Source organism: Bacillus sp. FSL K6-4563, assembly GCF_038630405.1.
Lineage (GTDB): Bacteria > Bacillota > Bacilli > Bacillales > Bacillaceae > Bacillus > Bacillus pumilus.
The window spans coordinates 1,035,442-1,061,795 of sequence record NZ_CP152030.1; the positions used below are offsets into that span (position 1 = coordinate 1,035,442).

At 41.1% G+C, this 26,354-nt stretch carries 27 protein-coding genes; 17 read left to right on the top strand and 10 right to left on the bottom strand.

From position 1 onward, the window contains the following. From MHH54_RS05030 to MHH54_RS05040, 3 genes are all read left to right on the top strand, one after another. On the top strand, positions 1–2,790 hold the full coding sequence (locus MHH54_RS05030; protein WP_342500761.1) for an AAA family ATPase: 2,790 nt from the start codon (positions 1–3) through the stop codon (positions 2,788–2,790). A gap of 62 nt (positions 2,791–2,852) precedes the next feature. Next, positions 2,853–3,797: a 3'-5' exoribonuclease YhaM gene (gene yhaM, locus MHH54_RS05035; protein ID WP_003211952.1), complete on the top strand. Its 945-nt coding sequence runs from the start codon at positions 2,853–2,855 to the stop codon at positions 3,795–3,797. A 114-nt stretch (positions 3,798–3,911) separates the two neighbouring features. Continuing rightward, positions 3,912–4,142 carry a sporulation YhaL family protein gene (locus tag MHH54_RS05040; protein ID WP_003211592.1) on the top strand — a complete coding sequence of 77 codons (231 nt, stop codon included), beginning with the start codon at positions 3,912–3,914 and terminating at the stop codon, positions 4,140–4,142. 53 nt (positions 4,143–4,195) lie between these two features. Here the strand turns inward: MHH54_RS05040 and MHH54_RS05045 are convergent, their stop codons facing one another. Then, a complete protein-coding gene (locus tag MHH54_RS05045; protein ID WP_003211354.1) occupies positions 4,196–5,080 on the bottom strand; it encodes a peptidylprolyl isomerase in 885 nt (294 codons plus the stop codon). Between the two features lie 161 nt (positions 5,081–5,241). On the opposite strand from MHH54_RS05045, the gene MHH54_RS05050 reads away from it, so the two are divergent. Continuing rightward, the gene (locus MHH54_RS05050) at positions 5,242–5,328 is read left to right on the top strand and encodes a YjcZ family sporulation protein (protein WP_008361129.1); all 87 of its coding nucleotides are present in this window, start codon (positions 5,242–5,244) and stop codon (positions 5,326–5,328) included. Between the two features lie 146 nt (positions 5,329–5,474). Next, on the top strand, positions 5,475–5,564 hold the full coding sequence (locus tag MHH54_RS05055; protein WP_017360317.1) for a YjcZ family sporulation protein: 90 nt from the start codon (positions 5,475–5,477) through the stop codon (positions 5,562–5,564). A gap of 53 nt (positions 5,565–5,617) precedes the next feature. On the opposite strand, the gene MHH54_RS05060 is transcribed toward MHH54_RS05055, so the two are convergent. Both MHH54_RS05060 and MHH54_RS05065 read right to left on the bottom strand, forming a co-directional pair. After that, complete coding sequence (locus tag MHH54_RS05060; protein ID WP_072368131.1) at positions 5,618–5,803, bottom strand: hypothetical protein; 186 nt, start codon at positions 5,801–5,803, stop codon at positions 5,618–5,620. An 82-nt stretch (positions 5,804–5,885) separates the two neighbouring features. Further along, positions 5,886–6,404 (bottom strand): DUF3267 domain-containing protein, encoded by a 519-nt coding sequence (locus MHH54_RS05065; RefSeq protein ID WP_003210901.1) that lies wholly within the window; start codon positions 6,402–6,404, stop codon positions 5,886–5,888. 233 nt (positions 6,405–6,637) lie between these two features. On the opposite strand from MHH54_RS05065, the gene MHH54_RS05070 reads away from it, so the two are divergent. Further along, positions 6,638–6,982: a YhaI family protein gene (locus tag MHH54_RS05070; RefSeq protein ID WP_106048908.1), complete on the top strand. Its 345-nt coding sequence runs from the start codon at positions 6,638–6,640 to the stop codon at positions 6,980–6,982. On the opposite strand, the gene MHH54_RS05075 is transcribed toward MHH54_RS05070, so the two are convergent. After that, positions 6,960–7,580 (bottom strand): HTH-type transcriptional regulator Hpr, encoded by a 621-nt coding sequence (locus MHH54_RS05075; protein ID WP_342500762.1) that lies wholly within the window; start codon positions 7,578–7,580, stop codon positions 6,960–6,962. The genes MHH54_RS05070 and MHH54_RS05075 overlap by 23 nt on opposite strands. A gap of 187 nt (positions 7,581–7,767) precedes the next feature. Continuing rightward, positions 7,768–8,124, bottom strand: coding sequence for a YtxH domain-containing protein (locus MHH54_RS05080; RefSeq protein WP_003211935.1), 357 nt, complete (start codon positions 8,122–8,124; stop codon positions 7,768–7,770). Between the two features lie 128 nt (positions 8,125–8,252). Here MHH54_RS05080 and MHH54_RS05085 point away from each other — a divergent pair, with 128 nt between their 5' ends. After that, positions 8,253–8,444 (top strand): hypothetical protein, encoded by a 192-nt coding sequence (locus MHH54_RS05085; protein WP_003211362.1) that lies wholly within the window; start codon positions 8,253–8,255, stop codon positions 8,442–8,444. A 49-nt stretch (positions 8,445–8,493) separates the two neighbouring features. Here MHH54_RS05085 and MHH54_RS05090 read toward each other — a convergent pair whose 3' ends face one another. The 3 genes from MHH54_RS05090 to MHH54_RS05100 form a co-directional block, all read right to left on the bottom strand. Then, entirely contained in the window at positions 8,494–9,012 is a 519-nt protein-coding gene (locus tag MHH54_RS05090; RefSeq protein WP_003212065.1) for a tryptophan transporter, read from the bottom strand. Between the two features lie 125 nt (positions 9,013–9,137). Then, the gene (gene serC / locus MHH54_RS05095; RefSeq protein WP_044140686.1) at positions 9,138–10,217 is read right to left on the bottom strand and encodes a 3-phosphoserine/phosphohydroxythreonine transaminase; all 1,080 of its coding nucleotides are present in this window, start codon (positions 10,215–10,217) and stop codon (positions 9,138–9,140) included. Positions 10,218–10,376: 159 nt separating this feature from the next. Beyond that, on the bottom strand, positions 10,377–10,805 hold the full coding sequence (locus MHH54_RS05100; RefSeq protein WP_003212458.1) for an HIT family protein: 429 nt from the start codon (positions 10,803–10,805) through the stop codon (positions 10,377–10,379). Positions 10,806–11,292: 487 nt separating this feature from the next. Here MHH54_RS05100 and MHH54_RS05105 point away from each other — a divergent pair, with 487 nt between their 5' ends. Genes MHH54_RS05105 through MHH54_RS05115 form a run of 3 tightly spaced genes read left to right on the top strand, consistent with a single transcriptional unit; the run spans position 11,293 to position 14,007 of the window. Next, complete coding sequence (locus tag MHH54_RS05105; protein WP_003212171.1) at positions 11,293–12,033, top strand: ABC transporter ATP-binding protein; 741 nt, start codon at positions 11,293–11,295, stop codon at positions 12,031–12,033. Next, positions 12,026–13,246 carry an ABC transporter permease gene (locus tag MHH54_RS05110; protein WP_106029917.1) on the top strand — a complete coding sequence of 407 codons (1,221 nt, stop codon included), beginning with the start codon at positions 12,026–12,028 and terminating at the stop codon, positions 13,244–13,246. Before MHH54_RS05105 ends, MHH54_RS05110 begins: the two co-directional genes overlap by 8 nt. A gap of 53 nt (positions 13,247–13,299) precedes the next feature. Continuing rightward, positions 13,300–14,007 carry an EcsC family protein gene (locus tag MHH54_RS05115; protein ID WP_095117778.1) on the top strand — a complete coding sequence of 236 codons (708 nt, stop codon included), beginning with the start codon at positions 13,300–13,302 and terminating at the stop codon, positions 14,005–14,007. A 28-nt stretch (positions 14,008–14,035) separates the two neighbouring features. Here the strand turns inward: MHH54_RS05115 and MHH54_RS05120 are convergent, their stop codons facing one another. Continuing rightward, the gene (locus tag MHH54_RS05120; protein WP_106029918.1) at positions 14,036–15,223 is read right to left on the bottom strand and encodes a M20 family metallopeptidase; all 1,188 of its coding nucleotides are present in this window, start codon (positions 15,221–15,223) and stop codon (positions 14,036–14,038) included. A 499-nt stretch (positions 15,224–15,722) separates the two neighbouring features. Continuing rightward, complete coding sequence (locus MHH54_RS05125; RefSeq protein ID WP_003211655.1) at positions 15,723–16,208, bottom strand: antibiotic biosynthesis monooxygenase; 486 nt, start codon at positions 16,206–16,208, stop codon at positions 15,723–15,725. A gap of 127 nt (positions 16,209–16,335) precedes the next feature. On the opposite strand from MHH54_RS05125, the gene MHH54_RS05130 reads away from it, so the two are divergent. From MHH54_RS05130 to MHH54_RS05160, 7 genes are all read left to right on the top strand, one after another. Beyond that, entirely contained in the window at positions 16,336–18,471 is a 2,136-nt protein-coding gene (locus tag MHH54_RS05130) for a PBP1A family penicillin-binding protein (protein ID WP_106029919.1), read from the top strand. Positions 18,472–18,595: 124 nt separating this feature from the next. Then, the gene (gene hemE, locus MHH54_RS05135) at positions 18,596–19,654 is read left to right on the top strand and encodes a uroporphyrinogen decarboxylase (protein WP_003211982.1); all 1,059 of its coding nucleotides are present in this window, start codon (positions 18,596–18,598) and stop codon (positions 19,652–19,654) included. 32 nt (positions 19,655–19,686) lie between these two features. After that, positions 19,687–20,625, top strand: a complete 939-nt coding sequence (gene hemH / locus MHH54_RS05140) for a ferrochelatase (protein ID WP_003211288.1) — start codon at positions 19,687–19,689, stop codon at positions 20,623–20,625. 22 nt (positions 20,626–20,647) lie between these two features. Then, on the top strand, positions 20,648–22,060 hold the full coding sequence (gene hemY, locus MHH54_RS05145; RefSeq protein ID WP_342500763.1) for a protoporphyrinogen oxidase: 1,413 nt from the start codon (positions 20,648–20,650) through the stop codon (positions 22,058–22,060). A 174-nt stretch (positions 22,061–22,234) separates the two neighbouring features. Beyond that, on the top strand, positions 22,235–22,813 hold the full coding sequence (locus MHH54_RS05150) for a TetR/AcrR family transcriptional regulator (RefSeq protein WP_034620016.1): 579 nt from the start codon (positions 22,235–22,237) through the stop codon (positions 22,811–22,813). A gap of 63 nt (positions 22,814–22,876) precedes the next feature. Beyond that, positions 22,877–25,186: a YhgE/Pip domain-containing protein gene (locus tag MHH54_RS05155; RefSeq protein ID WP_106035913.1), complete on the top strand. Its 2,310-nt coding sequence runs from the start codon at positions 22,877–22,879 to the stop codon at positions 25,184–25,186. 118 nt (positions 25,187–25,304) lie between these two features. Next, entirely contained in the window at positions 25,305–26,354 is a 1,050-nt protein-coding gene (locus tag MHH54_RS05160; protein WP_003212389.1) for a M42 family metallopeptidase, read from the top strand.

Consider the following 26,354-nt stretch of genomic DNA (forward strand, 5'->3'; position numbering starts at 1 on the left):
ATGAAAATACGTTCACTCCATATCGCCCATTTTGGGAAATTTTCAAATCGGACCTTTCACTTTTCTGATGACGGTTTTCAGCTAGTTTACGGCCTGAATGAATCGGGGAAAACGACATTGAAAACGTTTATTGAATCGATGTTATTTGGTTTTCCGAAAAACAAGATGTACAAGACGAAACAGGGTTCTTTTTATGGTGGTTCCCTCACTTGCCAAGATGACGAGTTAGGCGTTATTCACATTGAGAGAACATCCGACCGCGGTGGTCAAGCACAGGTGTTTTTACCGAATGGTGAAGTGAAAGACGAAGCTTTTCTACAGACACTTTTAAAGGGAACGGATCGCAGATTATATCAATCAATCTATTCATTTGATGTGTTCGGACTGCAAAATGTCCAAGCCTTAAATCAGGATCAGATAGGCGAATTTCTACTTTTCTCAAGTTTATTTGGCTCAGATGCAGCCACCAAGATGGATAGCAGGCTGCTAAAGCAGCAGGAGCAGCTGTTTAAACCAAATGGCCGCAAGCCTGAATTAAACCAGCAGCTTGATCATTTAAAAGAGCTGACAGGTCAGCTGAAACAAGCGAGATTGATAGAAGGTAGCTATACCGAAAAGAAACGGGAGCAATCTGAATTAACGGAGACGATCGAAAAGCTTCAAAATGAAATGAAGCAAGCAGGAGAACAGCTTCAGAAACTGACTAAATCCATTCAAGTGTATCCCATGATTGAGAAAAAAGTGGACTTGAAAAAGGAATTAGCCCGCTATCCAGACCGGGTCAAGCGTTTTAGAGCAGAAACAGAGCATGAGCTGGATAAACTAGAATCACATCTTCACCCGAAAAAGGCTCAATTGACTGCACTGAAACAGAAGTTAGAACATTTGCAAACCTCACTCGTACAAGTTCAACCGCTCTATGACAAGGATACCTTAATGGAGATGAAACGAGTTGTAGATGAAGCATCTAATGCTGAGCTTGTGAAAAAGCGCTTAGCAGGGTGTCGAGCAAACCGTGATTCATTGAAACAAAAAATCGACGAAGCGGTAGCAAAGCTAAAGTGGGAGCGCCCGATAAAGCTCGAACAAATCGACGATTCGCTTGAATTTGAGTGGGAATTAAAGGAGACTGTTACTCAATACGTCCGTCTCATGGACAGAAAGGCGCAGTTAGATGAACGATTTGATCACGCAAGACATGAGCTGGACGAAGCAGAAGCCGCTTTAAAGGGATTAAAGGAACAGCAAGTGAGACTGCACGGAACAGAAGATGATGCGAAGGGGACAAGAACGAAAAAGAAACCGATTCATTCCCGGTCGTGGTTATTCCGAGGCTTGATCGCATTTGATGTGGTGTTTCTGTGTGTTCTATTCTTTTTAACAGAGTGGTGGATCACGCTCTTGTTTGCGGGATTTTCTGTTTTTCTCTTTTTTGTCATTTACTCATTCAGTCAAATGCGCCCTATGAAACAAAGAAGCGGCGAAGACGCCTTAGATTCCTTTCAAGTGCAGGCAGCTTCAGCTGAAACACTTATGAGGCAGAAGGAGCTGCTGTACGAAAGAATCATCCGGCAATATGAAGACTGGGAGCTAGAGCTAGAGCCTGTCCAGCAGCAAGTAGAGGAAAAGAAGAGACAGCTTGGCTTGTCGTCTGAGCTTTCTTTCCTAGTAGAGGCCTTCCATATTCTAAAACAATTAAAAATGAATACAGCGGCATATGAGGAGCTTCAGCGTGAAATAGATATGCTCTCCGATAAGCAATCAGTTTATGAGCGCAAGGTTTCAGGGTTAAGCAGTCTCCTTCAAAATAAGGAAGGAACTATTCAGGAGAATATTTCAGCCTTTCAAGAGATATTGAAAGATGAAGCGAAAAGAGAAAAAGAACGCCAGACATTACATGTATCCATTCAACATGCGATGCAGCAGCTCTCGACACTAGAAGGTGAAATTCAATATTACGAAAAACAAACTGACGAGCTTTTTCGTCAAGTAGAAGCAGAGTCCAAAGAAGATTACCAAGTGCTTTCTCATCTATCGAAAGAATACCGGAAACGGCTTTCTGAGCTGCAGCAGCTGAATCAAGAGCTTCATAGAAGCGGTTGTTTTGATGAGGAAGAATGGATTGTTCATAAAGGACTACCTCTCCTTGAGGAGGAGTGTGCAGAAGCAAAGCAGCACCTTCATGACGTTCAATTGAATGCGGAGAATATGGAAAAGCGTTTAGCAGAACTAGCGGTGGAAATCCGGCAAATAGAAGCTTCTGGAACAGTGTCTGATTTGACTCATCAGCTTGCCGCAGAGCAGGAGCATGCGAAGCACCTTGCAAAAAAATGGGCGGCCATTCAGCTTGTCCGCACCGTCATACGAGAAAAATTGAATGAGCATAAAGAAACAAGGCTGCCTGCATTGCTTCAAACAGCCTCTAGTTTTATTCAACCGTTAACAAATGATCGTTATGAAGCGATTTTATTTTCACCTGAAGATGACTTGCTCATGGTGAAAAGAATGGATGGACGAATATTCCGTCCTGAGGAGCTTTCACAGGCAACGTGTGAACAGATCTATCTGGCGATTCGTTTTGCACTTGCTTTGTCTCATCAGCAAGATTGTCAGCTTCCGTTTATGATGGATGACAGCTTTGTTCATTTCGATCACGTTCGTCTAGGCAGAGTGCTGGAGATGATGGACGAGCTCACACGCTTTGAAACACAGCTGTTTTATTTCACCTGTCATGAGCATATGAAGCAAGCAGCAGAAGATGGACAGGTTACGAGTTTAGTTGTTGAATGATTGACAAATAATGACTTATGTTATACTTATATGAGCAGAAACATGGAAGGAGCTTTTATTGAATGGCTAAAGGGATCATGACCTATGATGTCGGCGAACAAGTTGACCTGCATTTATTAATTAAATCATCTACTAAAGGGATTGCGAGTAATGGCAAACCATTTTTAACGTTAATTCTTCAAGATCAAAGTGGAGATATTGAGGCGAAACTATGGGATGCGAAGCAGAATGATGAACAAACCTATGCCGCACAAACCATTGTGAAGGTAGTAGGCGATATTCATCATTATCGCGGGAGGAATCAGCTGAAACTTAGGAATATACGCCCTGTTGCTGAAAATGAGCAAATTCGAATCGATGATTTTCTCGAAACAGCTCCTATTCCAAAACATGATATGATGGATACGATTATGCAATATATCTTTGATATGAAAAACCCTAATATACAGCGTGTCACAAGACATTTGCTGAAAAAATATGGACAGGAATTCGCTGACTATCCAGCAGCGACAAAAAACCATCACGAATTTGTCTCTGGTCTTGCTTATCACGTGGTGTCTATGCTGCATTTGGCTAAATCAATTGTGGATCTATATCCATCACTAGATCGAGATCTTTTATATTCAGGCATCATTCTTCATGATTTAGGAAAAGTCAAAGAGCTTTCAGGCCCAGTCTCAACCACCTATACGGTGGAAGGCAATTTAATTGGTCATATTTCGATTATGGTGACAGAAATTGCGAAAGCTGCTGAAGAGCTTGGCATTGATTCAGAAGAAATTCTGATTCTACAGCACTTAGTACTAAGTCATCACGGCAAAGGAGAGTGGGGCAGCCCGAAACCACCAATGGTGAAGGAAGCCGAAATTCTCCACTATATTGATAATTTAGATGCGAAGATGAATATGATGGATCGTGCGCTTGAGCATGTGAAGCCAGGAGAATATACAGAACGTATTTTTGCGCTAGAGAATCGTTCATTTTATAAACCAACCTTTCACGAATAACCATGTCAAAACGTCCGCTTATGCGGGCGTTTTTTTCATAACTTGTCTTCTTCTCGCATAAGCATGTAACACAAAGGAAGAGAGCTGTTCTGAAAAAAAGGAGGCGATGAAAAAATGTTGTTTTTTCCATGGTGGGTGTATGCATGTATCATTGGCATTATTTTCTGTGCGTATAAATTAATGACAACGGCCAAAGAGGAGCAAGAGATTGATCAATCCTTTATTGAAAAGGAAGGAGAAATTTTTATCGAGCGAATGGAGCAAGAAAGAGAGCGCAGACGACAGGGGCAGCAAATGAAAAGATCCCAAGATACGGCGGCACAAGAAGATCACTCGATTGCTTAATCAGGTGATATAAAAATCCCTCTGCCCGATCACGGCAGAGGGGTTTTTTGTGATTATTGGTTTTGTTGTGGTTGTTGATTTTGTGCGGGTTGTTGAGACTTTTCTTTGAATGTGTTTTCAAGTTCTTTATCTTTTACTTTCACATCGGCATCTTTCACCAATTTGTTTAAGATCGTTTGGATTTCATTTGTGTCTGCTTGTTTTTGATTAAGTAGTTCTTTTTTCAAGTCTGCTTTCATGTCATCGTATTTACCGCGTTCTTCGGTCTTTTTAATGATATGGTAGCCGAATTGTGATTTCACTGGTTTGCTGATTTCATTCACTTTTAGTTTGAATGCAGCTTTACTGAAGTTCTCGTCCATTTGACCTTCTTTTGCGAACCAGCCTACATCGCCGCCTTGTGCAGCTGAAGCGGTATCAGTTGAATATTCAGACACAACAGCATCCCATTTTTCACCTTTATCTAATTTCTTTTCCACTTCGTCAGCTGTTTTCTTATCAGCTACTAAAATGTGGCTTGCGCGGATTTTCCCTTTTAGGTCATCGTAATACGCTTTTACTTCTTTATCAGTGATTTTGATGTTAGCTTTGGCAGCCTTTTGAGTCAGCAGCTCATATTTCACTTGATCTTTGATGTAATCTTTTCCGAATTCATCTTGAAGTTGTTTTAAACGATCTTCACCAAGTGTCTTTTTATATTCTTCCATTTTCTTATCAATTTCTTTATCAGATACTTTGTATTTGTCAGCAAGAACCTTTTGTTGAACAAGTAGATTTAAAGCATCTCCACCTGCTTGTTTCTTAAGAGTCGTATAAAGCTCTTCTTTTGTGACATCTCCTGATTTTGTTGTTGCGATGACATCTTTATCACCGCTACTGCATGCGCCAAGAGTTAAAACACTAACTGCTGTTACAGCTGCTAAAGCCATTTTTTTCATTCAAAAAACACTCCTAATCTTTCCAATTTATTTATCATTGCTTGTATCATAACATATTGTGACACGCTGTAAAAAGAAATGCAAATGGGAGGGCATTCGTCTAGTCAAAAATTTGCGCGCTACATACACATATAGTGATCACAAAAAGGAGGCTGAATTATATGGGAGCAGGATATTCTAATGGGTTTGCTTTATTGGTCGTGCTATTCATTTTGCTGATCATCGTTGGTGCAGCATATCTTTATTAATTAAATCGCTGTGACAGAAAGGAGCCGTCCTGCCATGCGTGCGGGCGGTTCTTTTTTCAAACGATGACAGGTGCCTAAACGTTTTCAATTTTATAGCATACACTGAGCTTAGAACAGAGGAAGAACTGGCAGGAGGTGTTTTTTACATGGGAGGAGAAGTCTTCGCTGGCGGTTTTGCACTAGTCGTCGTGTTATTCATCTTATTGATCATTATCGGTGCATCTTGGATTTGCTAATTAATGAATATACACAAAAAGCTGCCCTCAAACTGGCAGCTTTTGCTTTGATCTTAAATAGATATGGTAATTTCAACAAATGATGAGATCAGTAAGATCAGTATCGATACATTGATAAAGCGAAACACCTTATCTTGCCGTTCTTCAGGAATCTCTCTGACAAGGCATAATGTATTAGTAAGCCTGTTTATTGAATACACAATAAACGCGGCAAAGACGATGAAGTAAAATAAAACTATCGGAGATCCCCCCTCTCTATGCTATTCCCATACTACATTACCAAATTTTTTATGAAAAAGATAGAAGTTGGCTTTAAAAACCTCATGATGAGGATGTTTGGTCAACTAAAATATCAAACTCGTCTTGGGCTTGATCGATGATGCAGGATTTAGGTGCTTTGAGCAGTTTCCATGCAAATAAAAAGTCAGGCAAACAATAGCCTGCATGAATACTTGCGATGATGATAAAATAGTGTGCATACATTGGAAACGCCACACCTAACACAAAGTAAACCGGTGAAATCACACAAAATGGACTGAGAAGTGAATAAAGCATGATGTTCTTTGGTACACGCTGCCAGCAATTGCGTTTAAATAGCGTCATTTTTTTCTTGTTTTTCATCACTGGGATCAAGTGAACCACACGGTGGACAAGCAATGTCACAAGTAAAAGCATCGCAAAAAGCGGTGCGTTGTGACTGCTTAGTCTCGTTTCAGGATGAGTCAGTTGAAAACATAAAAAAGCCGTAATGAAAAAAAGTATAGCAAGACTTATGGCTGAAATCAGCAGTCTTGTATAACCATAATCCTTTTCAAGATTAATGGTTTTCCAACAATTCATTTTTCATCCTTCCAATCTTAAAAAACTAATTGAATATCTCAAGATAATTTACTCTTCCTGAGGATAAAAATCAATGGTTTTCATGAAAAAAAATAAAATGTTGTGTTCACATGGAATAAAGAGAGGAAACTTTGGATTTTTCAAGAAAAAAAGACAGAAGAGGGAGGTTCGTCTCTTTCGTCAATGAGTAATTTCGGCTAGAATAGAAAGACTAAGAGAAAGAGGGAACGTACATGAGTATTGAGGAACGAATGAGCCAGCTCGAATATTATATGGAACTTTTGCTGACGGCGACCGATATGAGCCGTTATCCATATTATGCATTATTGATCAGGCAGCGGGTATCGAAAGAAGAGGCGCAGGAAATTGAGCGTATTTGTGCTGAGCTTTCAGAGGAAATGGACAAGCAAAAAGCACAAGGCTACGTCATGTTTGACGATATGCTTGCGCTTTTTGCAGGACAGCTAATTGAAAAGCTGGATGTGCATGAGACGATATTTGCATTGCATGATCAAGGGCTGTTTCAGCCGTTAATGAATGAATTTATAAAGATCATTAAACAATTTGATTTGCTTTAGCCGCTTTTTCTGCTGCATCAGCTGAGTCTTCAAGTTCCTCAGACTTTTTCGTGACTTTTCCTCGCTCATTCAAAAAGTCCTTCTCAATGTTTGAAAACGATTTCTCAAAAATCTCCATGAAGTCCTCACCATAGATGTTTCGAATAATACTCATCATTTCTAAAATCTCAGGGAACTTTCCGTAAATGTCATGAAGCGGCTGTGCGCCTTTGACAATACCAGTTCTTGCCGGGTCATAATCTTCGAGTAGTTTATGGAATGTCTCTTCGCCTTTTGGCGTTAGCTCAATATACGTATTGCGTTTATCGTTTAACTTTTTAGAAAATTTTAAAAATCCTCGTTCCTCGAGTTTCTTGGAGAAGTTAAACGCGGTTGATACGTGCATGACGCCAAACTTTGCAATTTCTGATATTGAAGCTCCTTTTAATTGATACGCAATCCACAAAATATGATGTTCATTGATATTTAGGTTATACGGTTTGATCCACTGCTGCCAGTCCTTTTCAATGGATTTCCAAAGAGCTTTGCTCAATTGGGCCATTCTTTGACTGAATAAAAGTGCTTCTTTTACATCGAAAGGCTGTTCCGAATGATTCATCCATTTCACCTACTTCTCTTTTTCTTGTAATTCTATTATGCCAATAAAATAAAGATTAATAAAGCTGAAAATTCAAGAATTTTTAAAACTCATGAAAAACATTGACAAAATAACCTTTTTTCAACAAAAAAAGTGCGGGATACGCACCCCGCACACTTTTGTAAACGAATATTTTTTCTTGAGTATATTAGTTTTGTAAGGTTTTCTCCAGTTGCTTGAGCTTTTCCTCAATTTCCTGAATTTCCTTTTGCAAATCCTGCTGATGAGGCTTGATTTCTTCACGCCATTGCTGAATCGATGTTTGTAATTCAGTTCCGACTTCTTTAATGACCTCTGCGCTTTCTTTTGCTGTTTCAACAATTTGCTCTTTTAAAGCTTGTCCATCTCTTTTTAATCTTGTCAGCGTATCTTCGAATTTGTCATAGCCGTCTTTCATCTTTCCGCGCACATCTCTGCCAGAAGAGGGAGTCGTCAGGAGCACTGCCGCACCTCCGAGGAGACCGCCTACAACTAATCCTGTTAATAAAGAACGTCCACTAGCCATTCAAATCACCTCTAGTCAAATTTTACACATTCGCATGTTCTCTCTGAGCTGACGATCAGCTTCATTGAACTTCCATACATAGCTTGCTTTATTTTAGCATACTTTTGAAGAAAAGGGAGGGGAGAAGGTTGTCTGTCTTTCTGTTCGTTTTTACGTGTATCGGTGTCGTTTTTACAGGTGGTTCTATTCATTATGCAAGACAGCTGGGGTATGCAGGGTCTTATCCGCCAAAACATGTATTAAAGCAAAAAGCACTTGTGTGTGCGGCAGGTGCAGGAATTTCGCTCCTCATTTTGCTGCTGACCCTTTTTCTTTTATAAAAGTATGAAAAAAACCTCTTCATCTATTATGAAGAGGTTCGATTATTTGTTAAGCAACTTCTATCATTCTTGCACGTCTGAGAATGGACTGAGCAATTGGGAAGACAAATACCATGGCAATGGTATTAATCACGGCTGCTGGCAGGACGACGCCTACAAGAAGTGCCGGTAATGCAGCTGGCAGTCCAGTGATCAGTAATGCGGCAGATAGGAAAATCACGCCGGATACGATGGTTCCAATCGCAGTTAACACAGCGGTTAGCACTACTTTGTTCTTTATCTTCATGCAAGATAAGAAAAGGGCTAAGAAGATAAAGGCTGTTACTGGTTTATCAATCATATTCGGAATTTGTCCGCCTGGGAAACCTGTTGTTAATGCAGAAATGGCGCCTGTTACGAGGGCAATAACCACTACATGCTGTACCTTTGGGAAAAGGATGATGCTTAAAAACATCATAACCAGCATCATATCAGGTTTCATTCCGAAAAAGATGGGCGGGAAAATCGTATGCAAAACAGCTCCCATTGCTGCAAGCAATGACATAATGACTAATTCTTTTGTTTTCATTTCTATGCTCTCCTCTGCTAAGCTCTTAGAACTCTCCAATAATATGGCTCATCATTTATTGCAAGAGTCATCACTTTATATTTCTCGTTATTATAACAAATTTATTTCTCTATAGAAAAGCTTTTTTACTCATTTTCTTGCTGGAACTTTTTCATAAAGTCCGCAAGCTTTTGGCAGTCTTCAATCGATACCGCATTGTAAATAGATGCTCTGCATCCACCGACAGAACGGTGGCCGGCAAGTCCAACCATTTGTTCCTGCTTTGCTTTCTCTACAAAGGAAGCAGTGAGCGCATCATCACGAAGGGTAAATGTGACATTCATATGCGAACGGCTGTCAGTGCGTGCGTGTCCTTTGTAAAAACCGCCGCTTTGATCAATTGTGTCATAGAGAATGCCTGCTTTTTGTTCATTGCGTTTTTCCGCTGCTTCTACGCCGCCAGCCTGTTTAACATGCTCAAGGACAAGAGACAGCATATAAATCGCAAAAGTCGGTGGTGTGTGATAAAGAGAGCCAGCTTTTGCGTGTGTTGAATATTTTAATATTTTCGGTGTGCTGCTTTTCTCTTTTTCTAATAAACGTTTGCGCGCGATCACAATCGTGATACCAGAAGGCCCTAAGTTTTTTTGTGCCCCAGCATAAATGAGATCAAATTGAGAAACATCGATTTTTTTGCTGAGAATATCACTAGACATATCCGCAATGAGTGGTAATGATGTACCAGGGAACGTTTTCCACTGAGTGCCGAAGATCGTATTGTTTGATGTGATGTGTAAGTAAGCGCCATCTGTTAAACCGGAGGCATCTACTTCTGGAATATACGAGTAGTTGTCGTCTTCACTTGAAGCAAACACAGATGTTTCACCAAACCCTTTTGCTTCTGATAATGCTTTTTCTGACCAAGCGCCTGTTTGAATGAAATGAGCCGTTTCGTCTTCATGTAAGAAGTTCATAGGAATCATCGCAAATTGAAGGCTAGCTCCGCCCTGTAAAAAGAGGACTTCGTAATCTTCAGGAATGTCCATCAGTTCCACCAACAGTGCTTTTGCTTTATTGTGGACTTCTTCATATTCACCGCTGCGATGAGACAGCTCCATCACAGACATTCCAGTTTGTTTAAAATCAACAAGTTCTTCCTGTGCCTTTTCAAGCACTTCTAGCGGCAGTGCCGCCGGACCAGCATTAAAATTCGTCGTTCGCTTCATCACAATCTCTCCCTATTTCTCGCGTTAATGGATCAAAAGATAAAACCATCCTATCACAAATTTGAAGCAATTGGACAAAAAATTTGAATCGTTTTAAATATCTTACTATTAAGAAATGAAGGGGATAAAAAGGGGTGGAAATGAGAAAAACCTCATCTATTAAGATGAGGTAAGGCGCGTGTGGATGGCAGAAGAAATCTCTTTTAAATCCTCTGACGTGTATTGATCTTGATGTGATTTCCATACGGCACCAAAGCCATCGCCTTTGCCGTAGCGCGGAATGATATGCATATGGTAATGGAACACAGATTGTCCGGCTTTTTCGCCGTTGTTGTTTAAAAGGTTTAATCCAATGGGTTCAAATTCCTGTTTGATGGCTCTTGCAATTTTCGGAATCGCTTGGAAGTAGTGATTAGACACTTCTGGTGTCATTTCGTAGATGTTTTCTTTATGTATTTTTGGGATTACAAGGGTATGCCCTTTTGTTACTTGGCTAATATCTAGAAAAGCCAATACATGCTCGTCTTCATATACTTTTGCACATGGAATGTCTCCATCAATGATCTTGCAAAAAATACAATCGCTCACGTCATGTCACTCCTCATTCATTTTCCTTCATCGTATCACAAAAATGAGCAAAAAAGAAAACAGGACAAGCGAACTCCTTTGGTCGCTCATCCTGCTCCTGCAGAAGAAATGCTGATGCTTTCATTCGATATGCCTTTTGAATTCTCTATTTACTGAAATAAAGAATTCATATGCCTGCTATTTCTGCCGTAAACACCTCATTTGACGTTTTGGTTTGTCGTATACATATTGTATAGGACACAAAAATCAAGAATCAGTGAAGCAAAACAGAAGCTAAGGTTTTTAGATGAAAAACCAACTTGTCATGCGGTTCTTTGCCTTTAACAAACACCTCATTTACTTATTGGTCATCAAGTTCATTTCTTCTACATACATTATGATGACCAAGATGCCTATTTTTTATTCTTGACTTGTCTATAGGTAAACATTTCAAATTACCTTTCGTTTTTGTTACTATAAAGGAAAAACGAAAGAAAGGAACGAATTCATGTCCCTTCTCACTGTAAAAGATGTAACGGGTGGATATACGAAGAATCCCGTTCTAAAAAATATCTCATTTGAATTAGAAAGAAATCAAATCGTCGGTCTCATCGGCTTAAACGGGGCGGGGAAAAGCACAACCATTCGCCATATCATCGGACTCATGAAACCGCATAAAGGTGTTATTGAATTGAATGGACGAACCCTTCAAGATGATCAAGAGGCGTATCGTTCGCAATTTACGTTTATTCCAGAAACACCTGTATTATATGAAGAATTAACTTTAAAAGAGCATTTAGAGCTGACAGCGATGGCTTACGGACTGTCAAAGGAACAATTAGATGAGCGTCTGCCGTCATTGCTGAAAGAATTTCGAATGGAGAAACGTTTGAAGTGGTTCCCTGCTCATTTTTCAAAAGGAATGAAGCAGAAAGTCATGATTATGTGTGCGTTTCTTGTTGAACCGGAACTGTATATCATCGATGAACCGTTCTTAGGGCTTGATCCTCTTGCGATTAATGCACTGCTTGAACGGATGAATGCTGCAAAGAAAAACGGCGCTAGTGTCCTGATGTCAACGCATATCTTGGCGACAGCTGAACGCTATTGTGATTCCTTTATTATTTTGCACGAAGGGGAAATTAGAGCGAAAGGAACACTGACAGAGCTGAGAGAACAGTTCAATATGAGAGATGCGACACTCGATGATCTTTATTTGGAATTAACAAAGGAAGAAAGCTATGAGTAAAACGACGCAAAGCATTTGGAAATCCCGGTTAGCGGAACACATACAAGATACAAGAAAATATTTAAAATACATGTTCAATGATCATCTTGTCATTGTGCTCATTTTTTTCCTTGCAGGCGGAGCGAGCTGGTATAGTAACTGGCTCAAACAAATTCCAGCTCATTTTCCTTCCTACTGGGTCATGGCAGTTGTTTTCTCATTGGTGCTGACAAGCTCTTACGTGCGGACGTTAATCAAAGAAGCAGATCTCGTGTTTTTGCTTCCTTTGGAAGGGAAGATGGAGCCTTATTTAAAACAAGCTTTTAACTTTAGCTTCATTTCTCAGCTGTTTCCTCTCATTGCCGTATCTATTGTTGCACTTCCGCTTTATTCGGCGGTGTCTTCAGGCGGCATCAAGATGTATGTGCTTATATTGGCGCAAATGATTTTGATTAAGGGTCTGAATACAGCGATTCAATGGAGAATGACGTATTTTCAAGGAAAACAGATGAGATGGCTTGATGCAGTCCTTCGTTTTCTATTGAATATGATTTTAATCTATACCGTTTTACAGGCATCTTATGCAATCGCAATCGTTTTTTATCTCATCTATGGTGTCTATCTCGTTTACTTAACCAATGCAGTCAAAAAGCAGCCTTTTCAATGGGAATTGCATATTTCTGACGAATTAAAACGAAAACAGCGTTTTTATCGTTTGGCCAATTTATTTACAGATGTGCCTCATTTAAAGAAACAGGTGAAAAGAAGAGCTTATATGGACTGGCTTTTACAGTTTGTTCCGTATGACCAGCGTAAAACTTTTTCTTATATGTATGTGAGGGCGTTTGTACGCTCAAATGACTATTTTGGTCTCGTTTTTAGATTAACGGCCGTGTTTGTCCTGATTATTTTGTATACAGGTGCAGCAGGCTGGGTGGGCGCGCTGCTTGTCTTGTTCACCGTGTTCATCACAGGTGTCCAGCTTGTGCCGTTAACGAAGCACTTTGCCCATCTTTCATTACAGGCACTTTATCCTGTTGCTCAGCAAGAAAAGGATCGGAGCTTTTTTGTTCTCGTCCGTAACGTGCTCATCATCCAATCGATATTGCTGAGCTGTTCAGTACTACCGGCAGGAGGATGGCAGGGAAGTGGACTTGCCCTTCTGATTTCACTGGCATTTGTGCTTGTCCTCTTCAAGCCTTACGTACTCAGTCGATTAAAAAAGATGCGATAAGCAGAGATATGTTTCTGAAAGCGGGCGTATGATGACATCAAGGAGGGGACCGGATGAATGCAGCTGAACGGGAGTTATATGAAGAAGCCATTCTTTTTCAAACGCGTTTTTTAAGAAAACCTTCAAAGATCGAACGGTTTTCAAAAGGAGTTCAGCAGCAGGTGAACCGCCGAATCCCTGCCAGGTTTCATCAAGTCATCACAAGTGCGGTCAAAACAATGGTTGAATCCACCGTATCAGGATCTCACTTCACTTCATTTTCAGTCATTGATGAGCAATTATCCATCATTGAGCGAAATGAACTGGCAAAGGAGAAAGTGAAGTACTATCAAAAAGCAGCTACGATCGAAGGAATTGGAACAGGTGCAGGTGGTATTTTGCTCGGTATGGCAGACTTTCCGCTGTTGCTTAGCATCAAGATGAAATGTCTTTATGAACTGGCATGTATTTATGGCTTTGATTTGTCTCAAAAAGAGGAAAGACTCTTTTTGCTCTGTATATTTCAACTCGCCTTTTCTGGTAGTACACATCGTCAAAAAATGATGAGCATCATTGATGATTGGGAAACGAGCCGTGAGAAAATGGATTGGTACAGCTTTCAGCAGGAGTATCGAGATTACATTGACCTAGTGAAGCTGTTTCAATTAATGCCGATTGTCGGAGCCGCTGTTGGCGGTGTGGCAAATCATCATCTGACAGGACAGCTCGGAGATGTCGCTCGTCATGTGTTTCACTTACGGGTGTTGAAAGAAATGAAATAGAAAAGCCGCTGTTTGCCAGCGGCTTTTTTTATTCATCGTAGGAAAGGACAGCACGGGCGAGTACCTTTGCTGCGATAGGCATTGCTTTTTCGTTGATATCAAACTTCGGGTGGTGATGGGGATACGCGTCTTCGCTGTTTTCAGGCATAGCGCCTGTGTAAAAGAAGGTACCAGGGACATGCTGAAGGTAGTAAGCAAAATCTTCTCCGCCCATTTGGGTTTCCGCTTCTTTTACTTCTGTGACACCATCTGTTTGTTTTGCGATGTCAGCAATATATTCAGTTGGCTTTGGATGATTTTTGACAGCAGGATATCCTCTCACATATTCATATGTGTAGCCGGCATCATGCATGTCGCACACCCCTTTTACGACCTGTTCAATTTCTCGTTCGATGGTGTGTCGTGCACTTTCTTCAAAGGACCGTGCAGTACCAGTCAAAACTGCAGAATCTGCAATGACGTTAAAAGCATTCTCTGCTACAAAACCTCCAACAGATACAACAGCAGAATCAACTGGATTGACTTTACGGGCAACGACTTGCTGCAAGTTTGTGACGATTTGTGAACCGATAAGTACAGCATCTTTCGTTAAGTGAGGCTGGGCGCCGTGTCCGCCTTTCCCCTGAACTCGGATAGAGAAGCGGTCGGCAGCTGCCATAAAGTTTCCGCTTTTATAAAGAACCGTGCCACAAGGCTCTGGAGACCAAAGATGCGTCCCGAATATGACATCGACATCGTCTAAGCAGCCATCTTCGATCATTGGTTTTGCACCGCCTGGCGCATATTCTTCCGCATGCTGATGAATGAGGACGATTTTCCCTTTTAATTGATCACGGTGCTCATTCAAAATTTTCGCTAAGACAAGTAGTGTCGCTGTGTGTCCATCGTGCCCGCAGGCATGCATCACACCGGGCTTTGTCGATTTGTAAGGCACTTCCTTTTCATCATGGATAGGAAGTGCATCGAAATCAGCCCTGAGGGCAATCGTCGGCCCCGAAGAAGCTCCTTCGATAAAGGCGAGTACACCATGGCCGCCCACCTGTGTACGTGTTGGTATATGTAATCTGTCATAGTAGCTGGCGATGAAAGCGGCTGTTTCTTCTTCCTGGAAAGAAAGTTCAGGATTCATGTGGAGATGGCGTCTAATTTCAACCATTTCCTCATAATGTTCATCAAGACGTTCATTGATGCTTTTTTGTAAAGTGGATATTGTCATTGATTTGAAAACCTCCTTCATGCTCTTTTACTGATTGTATGGTAATTGTTAGAATCTTTCAACAGAAGAGAATGTCGTATGCGCATCAAAAGGTCATTTTACATAAAAGTCGAAGGTGCTATGAAGCGGAGAAAGGGAGGAATTGTATTGGGGAGCTGTCCAAATTGTTCAAAAGCGTTTTCTTTCGTTGAAAAGTTTCATTTATCACATACGAAAATGATGATGTGTCCAAGCTGTCGGCATCAAATCAAAGAAACCTTTGTATCAAAAATGATTTTTTTCATGATCTGTTTGATTCCGCTATTGGTGATGCTCATTCAATTGAAAGGGGCTTCACCTATGCTGAAGTGGCCGATCTTATTAGGATGGATCCTATTGAATTTCTATGTACTTCAGCCGATCATTCATCGGTACGAGCTGACATCACGACGATAAAATGAAGAGCCCAGCGATTGGGCTTTTTTTCATAAAAAAAGGAAGTGCTGAAAGCAGCACTTCCTTAATTGTCTGTAACGGCATGATAGGATGTGAGATAAGCAGGACGAGAGAAGATGGAGCCAGTATCATCGTTTGGCTGAAAGAATGCTTCTGATTCTTGAAAGTCTTCAAATAAGTCCTCTGATTCCCAGAGTGTCATAATCAAATACACTTCTTCATCTTTTTTCGGTCTTAAAACACGAAGAGCCTGGAAGCCCCGCTGATGTTCTGAAATGTTCGTCTTCTTCTGAAAAGTAGATTCAAACAGTGCTCTGCTTTCAAGCTTCACAGGGATATGATTCAAGGTGACGAAGCCAGGTTGGACTAGCTCACCTTTCGCATAAATCACATCATAGGCATGAGGGGCTTTAAAAACAGTCTCGCCCTCCGTCTCATGGAAAAGAGCTGCTTGTTCTTTTCCGACCATATAAAGCAGATTTTCCTGATCGTGTTTCTTTGCGATTTTATGCAAGAAATCTGCTGTTCCATAGGTTATATAGACATTCATCTAAACCGCCTCCCGCTTGATAGTATAACAAAAGAATGATATATAATTCTTTGGTAGTCAATCCATAAAACATATTATGAAGCAATACATCCCATACTATCCGTATAAAGGAATGAGGTGACCTAATTTGAAGAAAAAGAAGATAATCATTCCATTAGTCATTGCAGGAAGTACAATCGTACTCTCATTTATTGGCTATCTGACCATTTTATTTTTAGGACATTATGTCATAGATGAAAAGAAGCTTGTATTTCACGCTTCATCCCAAATCATTGATCGGAATGGAAAAGAACTCACAAGTATGTATTCAGAAAACCGGGACCCTGTGTCAATAAAGGATGTACCTGATAAAGTAGCAAAAGCCTTTGTGTCTGTCGAGGACAAGCGGTTTTATGAGCATCATGGAATTGATGCGCAGTCAATTTCAAGGGCGGTTTATCGAGATATATTAGCAGGTGGAAAGGTAGAGGGCGGCAGTACAATTACTCAGCAGCTCGCAAAAAATATTTTTCTCACAAATGACAAAACCTTTCTGCGAAAAACAAAAGAAGTCATCATTGCAATTAATTTAGAAAGAGATTATTCAAAGGATAAGCTGCTCGAAATGTATTTGAATCAGCTTTACTTCGGTCATGGCGTCTACGGTATCCAAGCAGCAGCCAATTATTACTTTAGTAAAGATGTGAAAGATTTAACGGTCAGCGAAGGGGCTACACTCGCTGCGATGCCAAAGGCGCCGTCTACTTACTCGCCTGTTTTACACCCTGATAAAAATAAACAAAGACGGGACACGATTCTTAACTTAATGAATGAGCAAGGATATTTATCATCAACAGAAACAGTAGAAGCAAAAGGGAGAACACTAGGCATTCATTTAAAAAAGAAATCAGAAACGCCTTGGGTCGATAGCTATGTCGATCTTATCATTAAGGAAGCAGAATCAGAGTATGCCATTTCACATGAACAATTGCTTCAAGGTGGTTATACCATAACAGTTCCGATTGATATGAATCTGCAAAAGGTCACCTACGATGCGATGAAAAACAACCGTTATTTCCCGGGAAAAAGCGGTTCTCCTGAAAGCAGTGCCATCTTTATTGATAATGAGTCAGGCGGAGTAAAAGCAGCAATTGGAGGACGAGAATATCAAGCGAGGGGCTATAACAGGGTGACCGCTGTTAGACAGCCTGGATCTGTTTTCAAGCCGATCGCGGTATATGGACCTGCGCTACAGGAGAAAAAATTTCGACCTTATTCCCTGCTTGAAGACGAAGAAAAAAGCTATGACGGTTATTCACCAAAGAATTACGATGGACAGTATGAAGGCAAGGTCACGATGGTGGAGGCCCTCATGAAAAGTAAGAATACAGCAGCGGTGTGGACATTAAGCCAGCTTGGTATTGATACTTCGAAAACATATCTCGAGAAAATGGGAATCAATATTTCGGATCAAGGACTTGCGATAGCCCTTGGCGGTTTAGAAAAAGGGGTTTCTCCACTTCAAATCGCGGGAGCTTTCCACACATTTGCAAACGAAGGCGTATATCAAAAGCCTTTCTTCATTCAGAAAATCACCAATGATGAAGGAGAAACGGTAGAGAAAAATCGTAGTAAGCCAGAACGAGTGTTTAGCGTGCAGAATGCTTGGAATATGACAAGAATGCTGCAGCAAGTCGTCAAAGGCGGAACAGCCCAGAGCGGTTCATATGCTGGAGATTTAGCAGGTAAAACAGGCACGACCACATATTCAGGTGTGAAGGGTGCAACAAAAGATGCTTGGTTTGCCGGCTATACGCCAAGTACAACGGGTGCGATTTGGATGGGGTATGACAAAGCCGATAACAGTCACTATTTAACTGGCGGAAGTCAATACCCAGTGCAGCTGTTTAAGGATATTTTAACGGCAGCCCAAATAACGAATGAAACGTTTAAAAAACCAGAGGGGATTAAAGAACTTCAAGCACCAATTCATTTAGAAGGACTTTCTGGATTTGAAGCCCGCTATGTGTTTAAAATCAAAGGATTGTTTACATTAGAGCTGTCTTGGGACAAGCAGGAGGATAAACGCGTTGAATACCGTATTTATGAAAAGAGGAATGGAAACGAGACGCTGATCGATTCAGTGACAGGCGTAGGCAGCTACACAATGCCGTATGCCAATGTGTTTTCAGATGCGGAGTATAAGGTGGTTCCATATAATACCCAAACGCAAGAAGAAGGAGAAGGCAGTCCATATGTCAAGCCAGAGGCTTTTGGACGTTAATATTCGGCGATTTTTTGAACAATGAGCCGGTTTAGTATACCGTGCCTTGAAAAAGCGGTATAGTAAAAGCAGTGTTTGAGCCTTATACAAAGAGAGTGTAAGGCGAAAGGTGGAATGAAAGGTAATGGGAAAAACGAAGGCTTTTAATGACACGTTCTTAAAGGCGTGCAAAGGGGAAAAAACAGACCATGTACCAGTTTGGTATATGAGGCAGGCAGGACGCTCACAGCCTGAATATCGTGCCCTTAAAGAAAAGTACGGGCTATTTGAAATTACGCATCAGCCAGAGCTATGTGCTTATGTAACACGACTTCCTGTAGAACAATATGGTGTAGATGCCGCGATTTTATATAAAGATATTATGACCCCGCTACCAGCTATTGGAGTGGACGTTGAAATTAAAAATGGCATTGGACCTGTCATTGATTCACCGATTCGGACAAAAGCAGATATCGAACGTCTTGGGGAACTTCATCCTGAAGAAGACCTGCCATATGTGCTTGACACCATTCAGCTTTTAACGAAGGAGCAGCTGAATGTACCGCTCATCGGTTTTGCTGGTGCACCATTTACGATGGCTAGCTATATGATTGAAGGCGGTCCATCTAAAAACTATCATAAAACAAAAGCGCTCATGTACAGTGAGCCTGAGACATGGATGCTGCTCATGAACAAATTAGCTGATATGACGATCACGTACATACGCGCGCAGGTAAAAGCAGGGGTCAGTGCGTTTCAAATCTTCGACTCATGGGTGGGCGCTTTAAATGCAGCAGACTACCGGACATTCATTAAACCTGTCATGCAGCGAATTTTCACAGAGTTGAAGAGTGAAAATGTACCAATGATCATGTACGGAGTTGGTGCAAGCCATCTCGTGAAAGATTGGCATGACCTGCCGCTAGACGTCGTTGGACTTGATTGGCGTATGAGTGTAGACGAAGCGCGAAAAGAAGGGCTCACAAAAACGTTACAAGGAAATCTTGATCCAACGATCTTACTTTCTCCTTGGGAAGTCATTGAAGAAAGAGCAAAAGACATATTAGATCAAGGGATGAAATCAGATCACTTCATCTTTAACCTAGGTCATGGGGTATTTCCAGATGTTTCACCAGATACGTTAAAGAAGCTGACCGATTTTATTCACGACTATTCAGCTACACATAAAAAATCATCCATCTAAACTATTTCAATTGATCTGAAGGAGTGTTGGTTGTGGAGAAAAAGAAAATGGGGCTTCTTGTCATGGCATATGGCACCCCATATAAAGAAGAAGACATTGAGCGTTATTATACACATATTCGTAGAGGCAGAAAGCCGGAGCCGGAAATGCTGCAAGATTTAAAGGATCGCTACAAGGCAATCGGCGGTATTTCTCCTTTATCAAAAATTACAGAGCAGCAGGCACATGGTTTGTGTGATCACTTGAATGACATTCAAGACGACATTGAATTTCATGTGTACATTGGCTTAAAACATATCGAGCCTTTCATAGAGGATGCAGTTGCTGACATGCACAAGGACGGCATGACAGAAGCTGTGAGTATCGTTTTAGCGCCGCATTTCTCTACCTTTAGTGTGAAATCATATAACAAACGTGCACAAGATGAGGCAGACAAGCTTGGCAATCTACAGATTACGTCTGTTGAAAGCTGGTACGATGAGCCGAAGTTTGTGGACTATTGGGTGAAGCAAGTGAAGGATACGTATGCATCAATGAGTCAAGAGGAAAGAGATTCCGCGGTACTTATTGTGTCTGCACACAGCCTTCCTGAAAAAATTATTGCAGCAGGAGATCCATATCCTGATCAGCTCGCACAATCTGCCAAAATGATTGCAGAAGGTGCGGGAATTGAACACTATGAAATTGGCTGGCAAAGTGAAGGCAATACGCCGGATCCATGGCTTGGACCAGACGTACAAGACTTAACGCGGGACTTATTTGAACAAAAAGGCTATCAAACATTCGTGTATGTGCCTGTTGGTTTTGTCGCTGATCATCTTGAAGTGTTATACGACAACGATTATGAATGTAAAGTCGTCACAGATGAAATTGGTGCAGCCTACTATCGTCCAGAAATGCCAAATGCGAAACCAGCATTTATTGATGCTCTGGCAACAGTCGTATTAAAGAAGCTTGACGAAAGCAAGTAATCATATAAAAGAAGGCGATCCTATGCATGACAATCAAAAACACCTTGTCATCATTGGCGGTGGCATCACTGGTTTAGCCGCCGCCTTCTATTTGGAAAAGGAAGTCGAAGAAAAAGGTCTTCCGATTCAAATATCACTTATTGAAGCGAGCCCTAGGCTAGGTGGAAAAATACAAACATTATATAAAGACGGCTACATCATTGAACGTGGACCTGATTCATTTTTAGAAAGAAAGGTCAGTGGGCCGCAGCTTGCAAAGGATGTCGGTCTGTCCGATCAGCTCGTCAATAATGAAACTGGGCAAGCGTATGTACTGGTCAATGAAAAGCTTCACCCGATGCCAAAAGGTGCTGTTATGGGCATTCCAACTCAAATCAGCCCATTTATTACAACTGGTCTTTTTTCAGTTGCGGGAAAAGCAAGAGCGGCGATGGATTTCGTGTTGCCAAAAAGCAAGCAGACCGAAGATCAGTCGCTTGGTGAATTTTTTAGAAGACGTGTGGGTGATGAGGTCGTTGAGAATTTAATTGAACCGCTTCTATCAGGCATTTATGCAGGGGATATTGACCGCCTGAGCTTAATGTCCACCTTCCCGCAATTTTATCAAACAGAACAGCAGCATCGCAGTTTGATTCTTGGGATGAAAAAATCACAGCAGCATGCGAAAGCGCAGCAGGTGACTGCGAAAAAACAAGGACAGTTCCAAACGATCAATCAAGGGTTGCAGTCGCTTGTGGAAGCAGTAGAAAGTAAGCTCAAGCTGACAAAGGTGTATAAAGGGACAAAAGTAAAACAGATTGAAAAAACGGATGGAGGCTATGGTGTGCAATTAGACAGCGGTCAAACGCTTTTTGCCGATTCAGCCATTGTCACGACGCCGCATCAATCGATTTATTCCATGTTTCCTAAAGAAGCAGGGCTAGAGTATTTGCATGACATGACCTCTACTTCTGTTGCAACAGTAGCACTCGGTTTTAAAGAAGAGGATGTTCATAATGAATATGACGGCACTGGTTTTGTTATCTCAAGAAACAGTGATTTCTCTATTACGGCCTGTACGTGGACAAACAAAAAGTGGCCGCATACCGCTCCGAAAGGAAAAACGCTATTGCGTGCGTATGTCGGAAAAGCTGGTGACGAATCGATTGTCGAGCAGTCAGACAGTCAAATCGTCAGCATCGTGCTAGAAGATTTAAAGAAAATCATGGATATTAAAGCAGATCCAGAATTGACGACAGTGACTCGCTGGAAGACAAGTATGCCGCAATATCACGTCGGTCATCAGAAAGCTATTTCGAACATGCGAGAAACGTTTAAGCAATCATATCCTGGTGTTTATATCACAGGTGCTGCTTTTGAAGGTGTTGGAATCCCTGATTGTATTGATCAAGGAAAAGCCGCCATCTCAGAGGCTGTATCGTATCTATTTTCATAAAAAACAACTCCCTTTTCTGTCATGGAAAGGGAGTTTTTCATGTTCGAATCATTCAAAAAGAGTTGGGAATCATAAATGTGAACAAAGTTGTTGCATCTGGGGAAAAGGATATGGTATATTACTTTCTGTACTTAATGACCAAAACGTTCAAATAGTCATTTCGGGAGTGAGATCATGAGTGTTGATAGGAGACAAATGATTTTAGATGGTGCGACGAAAGCATTTACTCAATTCGGGTATAAAGCGACCACAATGGACCTTGTGGCAAAGCTTGCCAACGTCGGAAAAGGAACCATTTATACATTTTTCAAAAACAAAGAAGAGTTGTTTGATGAAATTTTCACATCCCTTTTACTAGAGATGAGGAAAATTGCGGATGAGGCAATTGATGAGAAGAATAGTTTCTCTGAAAACCTTCACTTAGCACTCTTTGCAATTTTAGAATTTCGAAAAAACCACCAGCTCACAATTAAGATTTTTCAGGAAAATGCAGAGCTTGGCACGTCAGCGGTCAAGGAAATGATCGAAAAAATGGAGCAGATGATCATTCGCTATATCAAAATGAAAGTGCAAGAAGCGATGGATAAAGGCGACATTAAGCCTTGTGATCCTGAATTGACTGCATTTGTGATGGTGAAACTATATATTGCACTGATTTTTGATTGGGAAAAGCGATACGAGCCTTTAACAAAAGAAGAGGTAGCCGAATCGCTGGAGCTTTATGTCTTAAAAGGACTATCTGCAACAACATAATTTTTTTGAGTTCAAATGACCAAATTTTATATTTAGTCATTCATCTATGGGAGGAAAACAGCAATGAATTTAATTCGGAATCAATGGAAGGACATTGTAACGAGCAAAAAACTACTGATCCCGATTTTAGCTGTCTTATTTATTCCGCTGATTTACAGTGGTGTATTTTTAAAAGCATACTGGGACCCTTATGGTACAGTTGATCAATTGCCTGTAGCGGTTGTCAACTTGGATGAAGGCAGTCATTATGACGGGAAAACCCTTCAAGTCGGCGATGATTTAGTAAAGGAATTAAAGAAAAACGATAATTTCAAATGGAACTTTGTCGATAGTCATGAAAAGGCTATAAAAGGATTAAATAACGAGGACTATTACCTCGTGGTGGAAATACCAAAGAATTTCTCGAAAAATGCAAGTACAGTGCTAGATAAACATCCGAAAAAATCGAATCTGAAATATTATACGAATCCAGGCGCCAACTATGCGGCGTCACAAATTGCGAATAATGCCATTATCAAATTAAAAGATTCGGTTTCAAAAGAAGTCACAAAAAATTACGCCGAGGTCATCTTTGATAACTTCAAAACGATTGCAAAAGGATTAGATCAAGCAAGCGATGGCGCGAAGAAAATTGATGACGGAACAAAAAGCGCAAAAGATGGCAGTACGAAATTAAAAGACAACTTAGCCAAATTGGCTGAAGGTACGTTAACCTATAGCGAAGGTGTTCATCAGTTCGCAGGGAAAATGGGTGAACTGAACACAGGCATACAGTCTCTAGACAGTGGGCTTGGTCAGCTCCTAACAGGCTATCAAACCATTGATCAGAAATTTGGAGAGCTTGGTACAGGAATTGATACATTAACCGAAGGATTAAACACAAGCCGAGAAGGACATCAGCAGCTCGCTTCTAAAATGCCGCAATTCACAGCAGGCATTGAGCAGCTAAACAACAAAGCCCAATCCTTTTCGGAAAAAATTGCAGCAGTAGAAAAAGTCTTGTCGTCACCAGAATTAGCGAATTTAGAGAAGATGGCGCCTAAACTCGATCAGGTGAAAGAAGACGCAAAAACGTTCAGTACAAAACTTGCTTCATTAAAAGAAGCACTATCAAATCGAGATGCTAAAGTAAAAAGCATTATCCAAAACAGCTCTATGACAGATGAAGAGAAAAAGGCGGCAATGGATCAGCTGAACAGTCTGCCTAAAATCGAACTGCCTGATCTGTCTGGACTCGAACAAAGCTTAGCGGCCTTGCAGGAACTGCCTGATGCAAGTGAGGTTCAACAAGCAGTTGCATCTGCAAAAGCGCAGCTGCAGCAAATCAAACAGCTGCCAGAGAAAACAGAACAGCTGTACACATCTACAGTTGCGATACAAAATGCGATCGACCAAATGACGTCTGGTACGAATAAATTGTATCAAGGTGCACTGAAGCTTCAAACAGGTCAAGGCCAATTACAAGATGGCCTGCAAACAGCAAATGGAAAGCTTGATACAGCGAAAAGCGGTGCGGATAAGCTTGCGAATGGATCAAGCCAGCTGAGCGCAGCGTTAAATAAGCTGGAAAGTGGTTCAACAAATATCCAAAGCAATACATCTAAGCTTGCCGAAGGCTCAAAATCGCTTGATAAAGGATTGGGAGATTTAAAAAGCGGTACAGGTAAGCTGTCCAATAAATTGAAAAGCGCTGCAGATGATACAGGTGAAATTGATGCGGGGCAAGACAATTACAATATGATTGCTAGCCCAGTTAAAACAGAAAATGATACAGCGAAGAAGATTGATAATTATGGAACAGGGCTCACGCCTTATATTTTATCCATGGGACTCTTTGTTGGGGCTCTAATGCTCACCGTCGTATTCCCAATGAAAGACCCTGCTGGCCGCCCTAGAAATGCGTTTGAATGGTTTGTCAGCAAATATAGCGTGCTTCTACTTGTGGGTATCCTTCAAGCAGTCATTGCAAGTACGATGCTCATCTTTGGGCTTGGTCTTGAGGTGGAAAGCCTCTGGCGCTTCTATCTCTTTGCGATCGTCGTCAGTCTGACATTCTTAGCGATTATTCAGCTGCTAGCAACAACAATGGGGAACCCAGGACGCTTCATTGCCGTCATTATCTTAGTTCTTCAGCTCGCAGCAAGTGCTGGTACATTCCCGCTTGAGCTTGTGCCGAAGTTCTTCCAAGTCATTCATAGTCTGCTTCCAATGACGTATACAATCAATGGATTTAGAACGATCATTGCAAGCGGTGATGACAGCTATTTATGGCACCAAGCAGCGATTCTCGGTACAGTTGCGATCATCATGATGGCGGCAACAACTGCATACTTTGCTTGGAACGTAAGAAAAATGAAACAAGACGAAGCTTAATCAATGAATCCTTTCTCTTGATAGAGGAAGGATTTTTGATTTGAAATTAGACATCTTGAACCCGAAGCGATATATTTTAATGGAAGGAATTGCTTTCACACAAAGGAGGAAATGCCGAATGACTACTGAAGTAAACGAAACCGTTCAGCTAATTCAAAAGCTCGTATCGATCCCAAGTCCGTCAGGGAATACAGAAAAGGTGATCGGCTTTGTTGAACGCTTTTTACAAGATGTAAATATTGAGACAAAACGAAATCGTAAGGGCGGCTTAATTGCTACTATTAAAGGAACTGATGACAAGGAACACCGCATGCTGACAGCACATGTCGATACGCTCGGTGCAATGGTAAAGGAAATTAAATCAAATGGACGGCTTCGTCTTGCACTCATTGGAGGCTTTCAATATAACTCAATTGAAGGCGAATATTGTGAAATTGAAACAGCAACAGGTCATACATACACAGGTACTATTCTTATGCATCAAACGTCCGTTCATGTCTATGCGGATGCTGGAAAAGCAAAACGAAACCAAGAAAATATGGAGATTCGTCTCGATGAAAAGGTGAAAAATGCAGACGATGTCAAAGCACTTGGGATTCAAGTAGGGGACTTTATCTCATTTGATCCTAGAGTGGAAGTGACGTCATCAGGTTTTATTAAATCAAGACACCTTGATGACAAGGCAAGTGTAGCGCTTTTGCTACGACTCATCCACCGCATTCAAAAGGAAAATATCACACTGCCGCATACGACGCACTTCTTAATTTCCAATAATGAAGAGATTGGCTACGGCGGTAACTCCAATATTCCAGAAGAAACGGTGGAATATCTTGCTGTCGATATGGGAGCGATCGGCGATGGTCAATCAACAGATGAATACAGCGTGTCTATTTGTGTGAAGGACTCAAGCGGTCCTTATCATTATGGATTACGCAAGCATTTAGCTGCATTAGCAGAAGAGAACAACATAGATTACCGTTTAGATATTTACCCTTATTACGGCTCTGATGCATCAGCAGCGATTCGAGCAGGGCATGATATCATTCATGGACTGATTGGTCCAGGGATCGATTCCTCGCATGCTTTTGAACGAACGCATGAAGATTCCCTTGTCCATACAGCGAATCTTCTTTATCACTACGTGCAATCATCCTTAATCACAGTATAA